Source organism: Paenibacillus sp. NPDC056933 (assembly GCF_042674385.1).
Classification (GTDB): domain Bacteria; phylum Bacillota; class Bacilli; order Paenibacillales; family Paenibacillaceae; genus Paenibacillus.
The window spans coordinates 1-15,368 of record NZ_JBHUQN010000016.1; the positions used below are offsets into that span (position 1 = coordinate 1).

Consider the following 15,368-nt stretch of genomic DNA (forward strand, 5'->3'; position numbering starts at 1 on the left):
ATGGCCGGGAGTACGACATTACCCACATTGTAAGTCAGCACCATATCCAGCATGGCGAGACCTTCTTCGTTGGTATGACTAAGTAGACCAGTTTGGTGGTATACCCGGCTTTTGACTTCTCCAAAGCCTGTTTCCTTCCAGCTAGGCCACTGCACACTCAACATCGGATATCGTTCTGCATGAGCTGTAGCTGCATAATCCATGTAGCCATTGGCCATCGCATAATCGCTCTGTCCCGATGCCAGTGACGGTATAATTGAAGATACCGATGAGAACAACACAAAAAACCGCAGCGGTTGCTCCTGTAGCGCCTGACACAGTATGTTGACTCCTTCCACCTTGGGCTCCAATACTCGGCGAATACCTTCGGGTTGCTTCCGAATAAATGCAGGACTATCCATATCTGTAAGCCCCGCGCTGTGAATCACTCCACCGATTGGACCCATCGTTTTAATCACCGTCTCCACACTCTCGCGAACGGCTTGCTCATCAGATAACGTTAGGGACAGCACCTGCACTTGAGCACCCAAGGCCTCTAAGTCACGGATATGCCGAATCTTCTGGCTGGTGCCACTGTCCAAATGCTCATATTCTTCCCATTGTTCCCGAGACGGAAGCCGTTCTCGTCCGGTCAGAACCAACTTCCTCACCCCATAGTGCTCAACCAAATGACGTGCACATAAGGCGCCTACTCCACGCGTGCCCCCGGTAATCCAGACGACCTGCTCGGAAGGAAATTCAAATGTTCTACTGGACTTTGCACGGAATTCCTGAAGGCTAGCCCGGTAGCGGAATCCATCCCGATAACAGACCTCCGCCTCCTCACTCTCCAGTTGAAGTTCATCACCAATTTGTTTTGCCAGTGTTTCCATATCGTCCGCCGGATCGAGGTCCATATGACGGGAGCTCACGTGACTGTATTCGCTTTGCAACATGCGATAAAGCCCGGCAGTAGCTGCACCAGCCAGACTAACCGGCCGCTTTACAACACCACACGTTTCCAGCCCCTGGGTAATACCCAGCAGGACGACACCTTCCTGCCGCTCTTCAATCACACCCTGTAACCATGGAATGATATGCAGACTTGCTTCGATCTCCTCCGCACAGCCCGTGACATCCACGACGGCAGAGTAGTCTTTCTGGTGCCGTTTCATGGTACACTTCAGCTCCAGATTGATCTCTGCTGTGCCCGGTTCGATGACCTCACTTCCAGGAAGATATCTAGACAGTTCATCAGCAAATGTTCTCGTTGCAGCAGAGGCAACGATTGCCACTGAGGAATGTGATGCTCGGCGTGATGCACCCTCTATGGGTGCCAGCTCAAACTGTTTGCCCACTAGACGCATGCTTCTTTCCTGCTGAACTTCAGTTGCCTGGGGAGAAACAGTCATTCTTGATGGCAGTGCTGATCCCTCCGCTTGACGAATTTCGCCAGATTGCGATGGAATCCCTGGTAACCAATACCGCTCTTTAGCAAAGGGATAGGTCGGTAGACTGATTCTACAAGGCTTGTGTTCACCGTATAGTAGTTCCCAATCGATGTTTAGGCCCTGTACCCACTGCTGGGCAACTTTATCTGCATCCCCGGATTTCAGCTTTCGGACATCCCCTAATGACGTAGACAGTTTTGAACCCACATCTTCTTTCTGTCCTTTTTTCTTAACTCTGAATGAATGTAACCTCTCAGACGGACATCCATCTAAAAATAGCTGCAATTCCTTCATTGCTCCCATAACTGTATCCGTCACAAATGCCAGCCTGTATTCCATCGGTTCTCTTCCGATCTGTAAGGTGTAAGCAATATCAGGTAGCATAGCGTTTCCACAGCTTTCCAACCATTGTTCCAATTGACGAGCATAGATCTGGAGTTGTTCGCTCGTTCTTGCTGACAACACAATTATCACCGGTTCATCAGGCAAATGTGTGAGATTACTCGATTCCCAGGATGGTACGTATTCTTCAATAACCAAATGAGCGTTCGTTCCACTAAAACCAAAGGAACTTACCGCCGCACGTCGTGGTAAATCCTCTACCGTCTCCCATGGTTTCAAAGTGGTATTTACATAAAAAGGTGACTTATCAATTTGAAAATGCTCATTGGATTCGTTATAGTGCAGCGAAGGAACTAAATGCTTATGCTTTATACAAAGCAATACCTTTTGAATGCCTGCTACACCAGCTGCAGCTGAAGTGTGACCGATATTGGTTTTGACTGAACCGATAGCACAATAATTCTTCTGTATTGAATTTTCTTTATACACGGTCGATAAAGCATCCAATTCGATCGGATCGCCAAGTTTGGTTCCAGTTCCGTGCATTTCTACATATCCGATACTTTTAGGATCAATCCGATATTTATCGTAAATGTTCCTTACAAGCTCCATCTGACTGTTAGCGCTAGGAGCAGTGATACCATTTGTCCTACCATCCTGGTTAATCCCGGAGCCAATGATGACTCCATAAATATGATCACCATCCGCTTCGGCATCGCTAAGTCGCTTCAGAACAAGCGCCCCGGCACCTTCCCCTGGAACAAAACCATCTGCTCGGTTATCAAACGCTTTACACTTACCTTCAATGGACAGCATACCTGCTTCACACATGCTGATATACGATTGTGGGGTTAAGTATAAGGTGACTCCTCCAGCCAGAGCCATATCAATCTCGTTGTTTAATAGTGCTTGTATAGCCAAATGAACTGAGACCAGCGAAGATGAGCATGCTGTGTCGACAGGTATTGCTGGCCCTTTCAAATTAAGAAAGTAAGACAGACGAGCTGCTGCAATAGCAGTACTGTTTCCTGTAGAACTGACGAACCCACCACCACTGAGACCTTTTGCTAATGCTAACTTCTCCTGCATAACCCCGTATTCATTATGCATTATCCCTAAATATACACCGCAGTTCATGTTGGCTAATGCATCACGGTTGTATCCTGCATCTTCGAAAGCCCTATAGCCTTCCTGTAGAAAAATTCGCTGCTGAGGATCCATCAACTCAGCTTCCAAAGGTGTTATCTGAAAGAAAAGAGGATCGAAGCAATCAATATCTTCAAGCGCTCCAAGCCACTTTGCATACATGTTCCCCTTCTCAACGGAATTTGGCGAATAATACTGCTCCACATCCCAGCGTACATCCGATATTTCCTCCACACTGTTTTTGCCTTCGGAAAGATTGTTCCAGTATATAGATACGTCCTCCGCATTTGGATATCTGCCGGACATTCCAATGATAGCAACTTTTTCCTGCCTATATTTTTTTTCTATCTCTGCTGATAACTCGGGAACCGTTGAATCCTTAGAACCGAGACCGTTTTTTAGATCGCTTAGTCTCTTCTTGGCCTCCTCCGGGTCAATTGTACGTGATTCTAGAGCGAGCATAATTTCTTGTAGATTCATTCACAATCCCTCTTTCAGGAATGTATGTTATACATCCCGGGATAATCGTAAGTAAACAGCCCATTGAAAATGGCTTTTAAGTACCAAATAGAGACATGATACGCTGCTTGACTTCCTCCTGATGAAAGGTCTTCTCATGCATAATTAGTTCCCGTTCTACAAATGTCTGAAGCTCTTCCCGTAGTTGTCTAACCAGGTGATCCTTTAAAGTTACTAAGGATACTCTCGGCTTCTCGGCCAGCTGTCGTGCTAATTCAAGCGCATGCTTGAGAACTTCATCGCGGGGAAGGACAGGAAATGGAACTCCACGCTTCTCTAGATCTGCACCACGATAATTTCCTGCATTTAATAGAAGTTCTTCCGCCAAACTAAAACCTAGTTTCTTCGGTAAAATACATGTAGCTCCCATACCAGGCGTAAAGCCATACTTCATGAAATTCGTTGTATATACGCTCTCACGACTAAGGACGATGAAATCAGAAAATAACCCCATTACGAACCCGCCACCGATGCCATGACCCTGCATAGCAGAAATGACGGGGATGGGACAGTCGAGTGCAAGACTGTATATATTACCGTCAGTGAATCTCGCCCTTCCTTCGTAAATGGCCAACAGGCCTTCCTGGGTACCTCCTGAAGCAAAATAGCTATCATAACCCGTTAGTACGACCGCCTTATACTGATTAGATGCACTAATGGTTGCGAACGCATCGATTAATCCTTTGATAAGCTCATCGGAAAATGTGTTCTTATTAACTCGATCCTGCATCGTGATTTGTACAACAACTGGTGAAATCTCCTGCATTTGTACAACAGGTGTCATCTCTCATTCCTCCCACGGAAACTTCCCTTGTTCCACATAACGTATAATGCCTGACATAGAATCCGTATCTGAAAACATTTCCACGTTGGCGGCTACCGCTAGTGGTTTAGATGCAGACAAATTGTCCTGAAGGCTTATCATGTAACGCTTATATGCAGACACCGATTTTTTGGTCAGTCTCCTCAGCCGAAGCAGATGCTTGCGCAACAATACTTCGCCCGAAGTATCAAATGCATCGATAAGCCCCCATGCGTGCGCTTGCTCTACAAGGATTGGGCTCGTCATAAGTGTCAAATAATGCGCTTTCTGAATTCCTGTACGACGAATAAGGAATGGTAGTACGCATGCCGGGTAGAGCCCAAAAAGCATCTCAGATAAGCTAAACTGTGCCGTATGGTCGGCGAGCACAATATCACTTGCAGCAACAAAACCGATGCCACCCGCGTTGACCTTCCCCTTCACAAGGGAAATAACAATGTACGGACCAGACGCCAGTTTCAACCACAGGTCATACAAGGGTCCAGGATCTTGCTCCAGCTCATCGCCACTTTTGGCATTATCCCTCAATCCTTGAAAATCCGCGCCGAAACAAAACACCTCCGGTAACCCTTGAATTACTAGCACTGTAACTGCATCCTCACACATTTCGAGTAAACGATGAAACTCATCGACAAGCTGGTCATTTATTGTATTGTTAGACTCCGGTCGATAAATTTGTACAAAACAGATCCGTTCCTGCATTTGGACACGAAGCGTCTGAAAATCCGTCCTTAGTTCCATCGATAAACTCGATGATACTCTTGAATTTCATCTAAATACAGCCGTTGTTTACCCTGCACAGAAGACATCGCTCCTGGAATCAAGTCGTGATCAAGTTTGACGTTTCGAGTTCCAAACCTCACCGCTCCACTTCCTTTGAGCAACACTTCGTAGGCTTCCATGCTCAATTGAAACCGTTCATCCAAATGTTTGTTGATATTAAATTGCAACTGTCTTCGTTGACCTTCCGGCCGTACGATACCACTATAAAATTCAGAACAACAACCTGATCCGTATGAAAAACATCCGATCCTCCGAGCCGTGTCAAAATTTCCGTTATCAATTGTACTGGCGAGCGAAAGCAAAACAGTTGCTCCCATAATATTACCTACTCGTTGACAGTACGTTATTCCAGGCATAACCCTGTTCTTAAAGTCTTCTTCAATTTCCTGGGGTTTGGCCTGTACCATTTTTCTCATCATGGTACGATGCGCACCTTTAACCATTCCACCAAAAGGAGTATGGAAAGAAAGGTACTGGAATGTATGACGATAATCGACCCCCGTTACCCGCTTCTTGTATTCCAAAAAAGAATTCTCGCAGCAATCCAAATAAGACGAGAGCGAAAGATCCACGTCCCCCGCTTCACTGTCAGGTACTGGACGACAAGTATCCATTACTTCATATCCGTAGTAACCATTGGCACCAGCGTCCACCTGAAAAACTTCAGGATTCTCCCCAATCAACATTGCTACCGCTCCAGCTCCTCCGCTTGGTTCAGCGAATGACCAATCCGCGCTTAAAGCATCCCCAGCATCCACAACCATAAATCGTGATATATCGGTTGCAATAACAAGTGCCTTTGCACCTGGTGAAGTCTGTGAGAGTACAAAATTTACTGCCATTTGAAAACCGGCTGTGCCTGAATAACATGCTTGCTTAATTTCAAAAAGTCTACAGTTCCGATTTAAGCCCAGATAATGATGAATATACGTGCTCATCGACTTTCCAAAATCAATGCCTGATTCTGTACAGGTGATCAGCAATTCAATTCGATCTTTGTCTGCCTCAGTCAATGTATCCAACAGCGGCTTGGCTGCATTTACAGCAAATGTAATCGGGTCTTCGTAAGGAAGAGCCACCGTTTTCTCTTTTACAAGTAGATTCTCAAAACGGTTCGTATCCAATTGCCTATACTTAGCTAATTGAATAACGTCTAAAAAGGCGGTACCACCAAAAAAGTTCATCGCTTCGATGCCAGCAGATACCATAACCATTCTCCTTCAATTATGAATTTATTAAATTGCGTAAACACAAAGCCGTATTTATCCCACCGAAACCTATGCTTAATGATAAGGCATGTTCGATGCGATGCTTTGTAGGGTGTTTCAATACCCATTGAAAATGAGGACTAATTGGATTCTCCAAATTTAAGGATGGATGTAAGCTCCCCGCTTTCATTTGTAAGACTGTAGCGGCAACTTCAACCGCACCCGCTGCACTTAATCCGTGACCTGTAATTGATTTGGTGCTATTAACGTAAGCATGTTTAAGTCCTGAATCATACAAAGCTTTAAGTTCCGTTTCATCACCGATTACAGAACCGGATCCGTGGGGATTAATGTAATCGATATCTTCTGGAGCTAGCCTCGCTTGCTCCAATGTCTCTCGAATAACCCTCATTTCTCCTTCGCACGAAGGGTTGGGATTGCGATTGGCATCTGCCGAGACCGACCATCCAAGTATCTCAGCATAAGGTTTTCTGTCTCTCCGTGACATTAAGTCCGCTCGTTCAACAACTACTGCAGCACAATTTTCACCATAAATGAATCCATCCCGATCGCGATCAAACGGCCTGCATGCTTTAGTGGGGATGTCTGCGTATTTATCGCTTCCCATAGCCCCCAACGCGCGGAAACTTTGGCATTCCAAATACGAAAGATCCATCAACGCACCTATCGCAATACAGACATCGACTCGTCCAGATAAGACTGTCTCTGCCGCCTGGATAATAGCCAGTTGTCCACTCGCTGATGCTCCACCAAGTGTATAAGCGAAGCCTTGTATGCCGAACTGCTCAGTACATAGTCCGCATAGGTCGGAATCCATAAACGAAAGTGCATACGATGGCCGAATAAACGGTACGTTGTCCACATAACCTTCAAATGTCGTTACCAGTTCCCGCTGTTGAACGTTGGTTCCACCGATGATGAGACCGATGCGTCGTGGATTAATCTCATCCAGCGACGCATCTTGCCATGCTTCATAAAGTGTCGCTAGTGCAACTTGCCCAGACCATGAGGCGCTACGCAACGTCCTCTTCCCAATCTTTTCAGGAAAAGAAAGAGAGGGAATTTCTGCACCTATAAAGCTAGTCTCGCGTTGCCTTCCAGGTCTTTTCATAACGTCGAACGTATTTCTGCCCTCTAGCATCGCAGTAGAAAACGCTTCTTGTCCCTGGCCAATGGCGGAGGTAACTCCAATGCCAGAGATGTGCAAGTTAATTGGAGGTATACTTTTCATATACGATTTCAGCCAACTCTCCAATATTTCTTGCTGAAGCAAGTTCCACACGAGGGATATTCAAAGACAGCGACTCCATCGTCATCGCGACGATTTCTGCACGATCTATCGAGTTGGCTCCAAGATTGACTAGCTGATCGTCCTGTTGAAATTCATGCTGCTCCAACTCCGGTAATATTTCGCAAACATGGTTTACAATAATTTTAAAAATGTCTTGTTTATTCATAAGAACCTCCCATTAATTATAAATTCCGTAATATTTGCTGCGCTTGACCTGCTTTAATCGAACCACTATACAACTGTTCCAGAACCTCATCCAAAGACTGAGTTGTCTCCGAAACGGCTGTTTCCTTCCCATCTTTGTCAAGCTCTTTCCTCACGAAGTCCGTAAATTCACGCAATGTGGGGTAGTCATAGACTTTAGTTGCGGATATGGAAGTACAATAACGTGTATTAATATCCTTGATCCATTCCACTCCAATGATAGAATCAAGGCCCATGTCGATAAAGTTCATGTCCCTATCAATATCATCGCTATTCATATAAAGAGCATCTGCCAAGCTATATGCCAGATCACTATCCAATAGATCCAATCCTTTTTCCGAATTCACATGTGCGTTCTCTAGCTGAACGGCTTGTAACTCCGCACCAAAAGATACGTCGGAAATGAGCGAAGTTATATAGTTAGAAAACTCCCGCAACGTGGGGTAATCATAGACTTTGGTAGCGGGTATAGAAATACCAAACTTACTGTTTATCTTTTGAATCCATTCAACGCCGATAATTGAATCTAGCCCCAGGTCGACAAACTTTCGGTCTGCATCGATATCCTTTGGATCTACGTATAGTGCGTAAGCTAGACCTTCAGTCAATTCTCGCAGAACTGTACTAGTCTGAGATTCACTCTTTTGCTCCCTCTCTAGTTGTTCGTTGTTCCGAACCGTCAAATCACCTGTTGGCACCAAAACAATCTGTGGCTTAGGCATTACGTTCTTCTCTTGCTGCCCAATAGCAATTTGGAGAGATGTCAGTGATATACCTTGCTGATGAGATTTCCCGACTGGGGGGCTCACATCCAAAACTGGCTCAGCGATAGGAATATCCTGTAATGATTCCACATTATTCAAAATCGGATCTGGCAGAAGGAATTTCTGTTTAGCAAATGGATAACTAGGTAGCCCACCTAATCGTCTGACCTCTCCTTGCTCGTACAACGCTTCCCAATGAATATCATTTCCTCTCACCCAAAGCTCAGCCAGCTTGCCAATTTTCCCTCCACCAGCTAATCTTTTAACAAAATCTTGACCTTCTTCGGTGTCAGTAATCAGGATGCCTGTATTGCTTCCGACCTCACCTGCATATCCCCCTAGCGGTAATGCACCTTTTCTGTCCACATAGTGCTGCAACTGAGAGATCAGCATATCCCGGTTTGTGAATTCGAAAGCAAGTCGGGTTGCCATACTTAGCCTACCCACCTGGAAGGTATAGACCAAATCTTTAATGGAGGTCTGCTCATTCTCATTCAGATAGTCAAGTAATTGTTTGGCATACTGCTGGAGTCCCTCTTTGCTCTCTGTGGAGATCGGAAGTACACCTATTTCCGACGCATCTTTCACACGTGCAGGAGTTGTATATGATTCAATTACGACATGTGCATTCGTACCACTAAAACCGAATGAGTTGACCGCTGCCATTCTGGAACCTTTAGAGTTGACCGGCCAATTGCTCAACTTCGTATTAACATAAACCGGACTGTTATCGAAATCGATATGTTCATTAGTCACATTAAAATTAATAGATGGCGGTATTTGTTCATGCTGCATACTAAGAAGCACTTTGATTACATTCAAAACACCTGCCGCGGCTGTCGTGTGACCGATATTTGCTTTCAACGAACCAATAGCACAGAATCGTTTCTTGTCGGTAAATTTAGCGAATGATTCAGTTAACGCATGCAGTTCTATCGGATCTCCCAGTTTCGTTGCCGTCCCGTGGGCTTCAATATACTGGATATCTTCCACATCAATCCCGTTCCGCCGATACACATTCTCCTGTAGCTGACTTTGGGACTGGAAGCTAGGTACGGTAATCCCCGACGTTTGACCATCCTGATTCGTGCCGCTGCCACGGATGACCCCATAAATATGATCGCCATCAGCTTGTGCATCCGCAAGTCTCTTCAATATAAGAACCCCTGCTCCATCTCCGACGACGATGCCATCGGCGTTTTGATCAAAAGGCCGACATTGACCGGTCGGGGATAACATGCCCGCATGCTGCATCGAGACAAACATTCCAGGATGAGTATAGACAGTGATTCCACCTGCAACCGCCATATCGATATCTCCATTTTTCAACTGCTTGCATGCCATATCGATAGCAACAAGTGAAGAAGAACAGGCCGTATTAACAGCCATTGCTGCTCCCTTCAGATTCAAATGGTATGCAATGCGGGCAGCCAGTATACTCGTGTCGGTTCCAAGCATGGTGAAATGGGAATAAGATTCCGAAGGTTGAGACAGACCCATAGCACCAATGATTGTACCCACTTGCTTACCGTGTAGTTTCTCAGGCGTGTATCCTGCATCCTCTAGCGCTTTATAGCATTCCTCCAACAAAATTCGCTGTGATACATCAATAGCTCCAGCTTCCTTAGGCGATATTCTGAAAAATTTTGAATCAAACGAATCTCTATTCTTCATAACACCGTACCTGTTAGCAAGCTTCTCTTTGGAACTTGAGCGGAGGAAAGCTGTCCAAGCATCATTATTCAGATCCGAAACTGTTTCTTTGCCCTGACTGACAATATCCCAAAACTCGTCAGGCCCTTCAGCTCCAGCGCATCTGCAAGAGAGTCCAACAACTGCAATCTCATGATCTGATTTGTGAGCCCTCTTATCCACCTGAGGTTCCGACTCTGCTTCTGCAATAACCGGCCCCGAAACAACTACTTCTTTCTTTGGAGAACGCTTAGGTAGCTGACCTTCAACATAGGAAGCAAGCTCTTTTAGCGAGTTATATTCGAATACTATACTTGTCGGCAGTCGAAGGTCGAATTGTACATTGATCCCTTCTGTCAATTGGACTGCATTAACCGACCCAATACCAAGTTCAACAAATGTCTCATGCTCATCCAAATCTTCACGTTGTATGCCCAGAACATCCTCAAATACGAGCATGATTTCCTCCTTAATCGGACGGATATTGCTTTGTCCAACATTAGAGAAAGAAGAGTTTATGGTTGAGTTTACTTGATTATCAGGAACAGGTTTTGACATAGGGTAAGGAATATGACCACTCGCAAGCATCTCTTTCAATGCAGCAGAATACGGCGTCTTGTTCTTGATTCTCGTTGCGTTATATGCACTACACTCTTCCTTGCTCATTTGCGTTTCTTTCTTGAGTTTAAATAGGCAATAGCTGATCCAACCATTCTCCAACGATTTACTTTGGTTTGCATAATTCCTGTAGGTATCCCTCGTCACTTCTGGTAAACCAATCGTGTTTTGATCTACAAATGGATCATAAAGGAAATTTGCAATTTCCGGTGAGACATCAATAATTTCATCAATAACAAGGTTGTGTTCCGATAGTAATTCGATCCAGTCCTGAACGGTTGGAATGCTGATCTCCACCTTGGGATCGATAATGGCTCCCTTGAGATTGCAGATATAATCCATTAGCAGTAATCTTCCATCTTTATTAAGCGAAGCGGAAATATTACTGAATAATCCATGCTTGTTACGAATATGAAAGCTAACCTCAATCCCAATAGCCAAATCATACTTATCCGGGAATGCATCCTTGGAGCTGTCTTTACAGAAGATGGTTGCCCTGTCCCTCAGGCCCTTCTGTTTAATTCGACGATTGCCAAGTTCAGCTTGTGCTTCAGTGATAGTAAATCCGTGTGTGCTTATGTGAGGATACATTTTAGCCACTTGAATTACATCCGTCCCATGTCCGCAACCGATATCTAAAAATGTACGCACACGTCTAAAATCTTCCTTACAGAAGAGCACCTGTCTAAGCTCGATTTGTTTCGATCTCATCTGTTGCATTGCTTTTAAATTTTGATCTGGGAATAGAAACATTTCGCTCATAGAGAATCCGGGAACCTTCTCCTCAAAAGGACAAAACGTCAAATAATCCTCTGTAAATTCCCAACTGCTCTGCTTAGCCGCAATTGTATAGAACTCGATCGCTTTGTTGCTATACTGGGTTTGCGGAGACAACATTTCTGCGCTCTGTTTTATTCGGGATGCCGGCTTGAAACGACCTATCCAACAGCTCTTACGGTTAAACGGATAAGTCGGTAGCTTGGCCACTTTCCGTCTTTGTTTACCTTGGTGCAGCTCCTGCCAAGCTATAGGATGACCGTTTACCCAACACTGAGCAATTGTCTCAATATCATTTTTCATTAAAGCAGTTTTCAGAGTCTGATCAGGGGCAAGCGTTTTTTTAGTAATTTGATTATCCCCTTCATAACACGGTTCGGATATTTGCGCTTTGTTAAGCCATTGTTCTAATTGCTGTTCCAAATGAGCTTGGTTTTGGGCTACAAAAGCCAACCTGCACGGCATAGCTTCACGGCCCACCTGAAGTGTGTATGCAATGTTAGCCAAATTCACATTTGGGTTCCTTCTCAAATAGACGGCCCAGTCTGCTGCGTATTCCTCTAGTCGATCACGATTCTTGGCTGATAAGATGAATAACACCGATTCTTCGTTCAAGATGGCATGCGGCACATCATCAGGAATATACTCTTCTACAATGATGTGAGCATTAACCCCACCTGCTCCGATACTTGTTATCCCAGCTCTTCGTGGAACTTCTACTCCAGCGATTGAAACCCGTCTCCACTCTTCTAATGTGCGCTGAATACGGAATGGCATGGAATCGACATTAATATTCGGATTTATTTCTCCATGAAGCGGTGTAGGCACCAAAGTTTGGTTTTGTAAGCACAGTACAACTTTCGCCAATTGAGACATGCCCGAAGCTGCCTCGCAATGTCCGATAATCGGCTTCACAGAACCAATACTATACTTCTCATACTGCTCATTATCCTTCCGCAGCCCATAAGCTTTCGTTAAAGCGCTCATCTCGATAGCATCACCCATCTCTGAGCCACTAGCTGCAGCCTCTATATAAGTGACTGTCTTAGGATCGATACCGCATTGATTAAGTGCAGCTTGCATGACCGCTGCTTGTCGGCTCGGATCTGGCGTCGAATATCCGTTCGTCCGTCCGCTATGATTTACTGCAGTACCTCTAATCAATGCATGAATATGATCTCCGTCTTTAATCGCCTCTTCATATGCTTTCAGCACAACAACGCCGACGCCTTCTCCGGGAACAAAACCTCTACCATTTCGACCAAACGCATCCCCTACGGGACTGTCCGACATCAGTTGTCCTTTAGAAAGCTGAGCGTATCCAGATGGATGAACGTATAAATTGACTCCCCCTGCAATGGCCATATTACCTTTACCTTGTCTGATATATTCACAAGCCTCGTGAATCGCCACTAACGAGGAAGAGCACATTGTATCAATCGGCATACTAGGGCCTTGAATATCTAAATGATATGAGACTCTGTTGACCATCGACGAGAATGAAGTTGCGGGTAATTGACGCAATGCCTCTGATCCAAGCAGATTATAACCCTGTTTGGTAATCCCTCCGAACACACCCGTCCGTTGACGCGTATCTTCTGACAATGTTGTTGGAGCATATCCTGCATCCTCCAATGCCTTCCAGCACTCTTCTAAAAACAACCGTTCTTGAGGATCAATTTCTTCTGCTTCACTTGGAGTCATATTAAAAAATTTCGGGTCGAATTGGTCGAAAGCCTCTAAGAACGCCCCCCACTTTGAACAGCTTTTCCCTAAAAGTGCTGCTTCTTCTTTACTAGCAACGTAGTGGTCTCGCCAATCCCATCGGTCCAGAGGCACTTCTGTAATACAAGAATTGCCCTCAATCAATTTGTCCCAATAAGCTTCAAGATTTTTGGATTGCGGAAAGCGACCGCTGATGCCGATAATAGCGACAGGTTGCTGCGTCTGCATTTGCGAGGATCGCGTTATTTGACCAATTGACTGATCGTTCTCAATTGGAACTTCCTGCATAGCTTGTCTTGTGTGTGGGTAAGTCTCCACTAAGTAATCTGCCAAATCGCCGAGAGTTTGATATTCATAGAAAATCGTTTTAGAGAGCCCACCTACCCATAGCTCCAGTTTGTTATTTAAATCGGCAATCATAAAGGAATCAATACCGTAGTTTTCGAACCGTTCGTCTTCATCAATCTGAGCAACTTCCAACTTCGCAGCCTTGGCGAATATTGTTTTTAGTCGAAGTATTACCGATGCACGCGCTGGATCCGAAGCGTCTATGTTTATCGTTTCAGCAACAGGAGCATGAGCAGGTAACTTCAATTCGGGCTTACTGTTCCTCATGGATACCTCCTCCCCCTCTAATATGAGCATGTGATCGGCATCAAAAGCCAAAGCTATATATAAAGCCTGTAAGCCATTCTGCGTTTTCATTGGTTGAAGTCCGCTCTTCTGTTTCATGTGCGCCTTTTTTTGCTCATCCACCTGCATTCCGCCCTCTTCCCAAAGCGGCCATCCGATGGAAATGGTTCGGCCATGCCGCTGTCCATCTTTCATAAGGCGGTTTCTATAACTGGAATATGCATCCATGAAAGCGTTTGCCGATGCATAGTCGGCTTGCCCTTCATTTCCGAAAACGCCCGAAATCGAAGAGAACAAGACAAACCAATCTAGCTTCAGATCAGCAGTTAATCGATCCAATATCACAAGCCCTTTAGTTTTCGGAGCAGTCACGGCCGTAAATTCCCCAACTGTTTTATTTAGAATATAACTGTCGCTTATAACACCTGCACCATGCATAATGCCATCCAGTTTTCCAAAATGGGCCAGGATATAATTAATTAGCCTATTCGTTTCAACCTCTTCGGTTACATCAACTTGATGGTACTCAATATGAAATCCCGATACTTTCCATTGCTCGAGACGAGCCATTAGGTTCTGCTGAGGGGTAGATCTCCCTGTTAGAATCAGCTTCGCACCGGGTGCCTTTGCCACCATATCTTCAGCTAGAATCATACCAAGCCCGCCTGATCCTCCCGTTATGAGATAAACGCCACCATTTTCCCAAGGTATCTCCTTGGTCGGGGGAGATCCAGCATCTTGCCATGCTTTAACGTAACGTTCTCCATTCTCATAACGGATGTGTTGATCAGCGGAATGCTTTCCGCTTTCCATTACTATGTGCGCTAGAATCTCTGCGTTTGGCCATTTATCAAGTTCGATAAGTTGACAAACCAGCTTCGGGTTCTCAAGTCTTGCCGTATGAAGTATTCCGGATAAACCTGTAAATAATTGTTGCTCGCCGAAAACAGGAACGACAACTTGAAACAACACATCTTCTTTCGGTTTCTGACGAATTATGCTTTGAAGCTCCTGCAGTATCCGCACGCCATATTGTTGGAACCTATCGAATATATCTACCTGATCTGCATGTAACTCATGGTAACTGACCCCATCCATGATAGACTTAAATGTCTTGCCATCTAAGTCGTTAGGTTCGCATAGAAAGATCACATGCTCGTCATGACTGGTTAAACGAATAGGTTCTACCGAACTTTCCTGCCAGTGTGGAAGAAGAAAAGTAGTGCTCAAGGGTTCAAAAGTAACCGTTGATGTAAGCTGACGAGCTAGGCTAACCTTCTTTTCTGGAACCCAGTACCGGTCCTTGGCGAATGGATATGTTGGCAAGCTCATTCGGCTCGGTTTATTCCCTACATACAAGCCGTTCCAATCGACGGAAAGCCCCTTGCTCCA

7 protein-coding genes and 1 pseudogene are annotated in these 15,368 nt (G+C 45.0%); all 8 read right to left on the reverse strand.

Going from position 1 to position 15,368, the window contains the following annotated elements; genetic code table 11:
• On the reverse strand, positions 1–1,391 hold a 1,391-nt coding region (locus tag ACFTRD_RS32455), incomplete at its 3' end, for an SDR family NAD(P)-dependent oxidoreductase (protein WP_379387134.1).
• Between the two features lie 36 nt (positions 1,392–1,427).
• Positions 1,428–3,248 (reverse strand): annotated as a pseudogene (locus ACFTRD_RS32460) (type I polyketide synthase); the annotation flags it as partial.
• A 226-nt stretch (positions 3,249–3,474) separates the two neighbouring features.
• Positions 3,475–4,221 carry a polyketide synthase gene (locus tag ACFTRD_RS32465; RefSeq protein ID WP_379387124.1) on the reverse strand — a complete coding sequence of 249 codons (747 nt, stop codon included), beginning with the start codon at positions 4,219–4,221 and terminating at the stop codon, positions 3,475–3,477.
• Positions 4,222–4,224: 3 nt separating this feature from the next.
• Positions 4,225–5,001, reverse strand: coding sequence for an enoyl-CoA hydratase/isomerase (locus ACFTRD_RS32470; RefSeq protein WP_379387126.1), 777 nt, complete (start codon positions 4,999–5,001; stop codon positions 4,225–4,227).
• Positions 4,992–6,251 carry a hydroxymethylglutaryl-CoA synthase family protein gene (locus tag ACFTRD_RS32475; protein ID WP_192269372.1) on the reverse strand — a complete coding sequence of 420 codons (1,260 nt, stop codon included), beginning with the start codon at positions 6,249–6,251 and terminating at the stop codon, positions 4,992–4,994. Before ACFTRD_RS32475 ends, ACFTRD_RS32470 begins: the two co-directional genes overlap by 10 nt.
• 16 nt (positions 6,252–6,267) lie before the next feature.
• Positions 6,268–7,503, reverse strand: a complete 1,236-nt coding sequence (locus ACFTRD_RS32480) for a beta-ketoacyl synthase N-terminal-like domain-containing protein (RefSeq protein WP_379387128.1) — start codon at positions 7,501–7,503, stop codon at positions 6,268–6,270.
• Positions 7,481–7,729, reverse strand: a complete 249-nt coding sequence (locus tag ACFTRD_RS32485; RefSeq protein WP_379387130.1) for an acyl carrier protein — start codon at positions 7,727–7,729, stop codon at positions 7,481–7,483. The genes ACFTRD_RS32480 and ACFTRD_RS32485 overlap by 23 nt, the downstream gene beginning before the upstream one ends.
• 16 nt (positions 7,730–7,745) lie before the next feature.
• The gene (locus ACFTRD_RS32490; protein WP_379387132.1) at positions 7,746–15,308 is read right to left on the reverse strand and encodes an SDR family NAD(P)-dependent oxidoreductase; all 7,563 of its coding nucleotides are present in this window, start codon (positions 15,306–15,308) and stop codon (positions 7,746–7,748) included.
• Between the last annotated feature and the right edge of the window lie 60 nt (positions 15,309–15,368).